2 tRNA genes and 1 rRNA gene are annotated in these 902 nt (G+C 55.2%); all 3 read right to left on the bottom strand.

Annotation, left to right across the window (positions count from 1 at the left end):
- Nucleotides 1–271 precede the first annotated feature (271 nt).
- A tRNA-Ala gene (locus PH605_RS25280) sits at nt 272–347 on the bottom strand.
- Nucleotides 348–405: 58 nt separating this feature from the next.
- Nucleotides 406–482: transfer RNA gene (locus tag PH605_RS25275), tRNA-Ile, on the bottom strand.
- A 326-nt stretch (nt 483–808) separates the two neighbouring features.
- Nucleotides 809–902 (bottom strand): 16S ribosomal RNA (locus tag PH605_RS25270); the annotation flags it as partial.

Genomic DNA, 902 nt, shown 5'->3' with positions numbered 1-902 from the left:
TGGGACTGGGCTCGGACGCTTCAAACCACAAGGGCTCAAAACACCTGGAAGCTTCCAGACATATCTTCTCTTCACAATGTATTCAGAACAGGCATCAATCCTTAGCAGGACGATGCAAACTTTTATTTCTCCAGAAGGATATCAATACCGACGATCAATCCGCCCATACAGGACGATAGTCCGTCGCGCCTCGTGGCGCGCGCCGTCCGCAGCGTAGCGATCGAAGATCGCGTCAGCGTGAGGACAGAACTCCCACAATCGCGCTAGCGATTGGTGGAGCTGAGCGGGATCGAACCGCTGACCCCCTGCTTGCAAAGCAGGTGCTCTCCCAGCTGAGCTACAGCCCCAACCATCGCAAACACCCGACAGTCAAACCGCCAGGGATCAGGTAAATCTAAAAACCAATGGTGGGCCCGGGAAGACTTGAACTTCCGACCTCACGCTTATCAAGCGTGTGCTCTAACCAACTGAGCTACGGGCCCATCTCTGTGCACCGGCAGGCCAATCAAAACAAAGTCTCGATCAACCACCCATACAGGACGATAGTCCGTCGCCGGTCGTCCGGCGCCCTCGCGGAGCGCAGCCCCAAAGGGGCGAACAGCGCGTGAGCACAAACCAAAGGTTTATATCCTTCTTGAAGAAAGAGAAACGTGGACGGCGAACCTCGCCATACCATCCGAGTGCTAAGCACTTCCGTGGCGTATTACGTTTCGATGGTCGCCTGACTGGCGCCATCTATGTTCTAAAAAGCACGGGAAGGTTCATCCTGATCAGATCAGGCGTCTTACCAATTCCACAGCTTCCTTAGAAAGGAGGTGATCCAGCCGCAGGTTCCCCTACGGCTACCTTGTTACGACTTCACCCCAGTCGCTGACCCTACCGTGGTTAGCTGCCTCCTTGCG

This window comes from Agrobacterium sp. CFBP 3001 (assembly GCF_027871605.1).
GTDB classification, from domain to species: Bacteria; Pseudomonadota; Alphaproteobacteria; order Rhizobiales; family Rhizobiaceae; genus Agrobacterium; species Agrobacterium leguminum.
The sequence above is the reverse complement of the archived record's forward strand: the minus strand, read 5'-3'. Positions and strand labels throughout refer to the sequence as shown.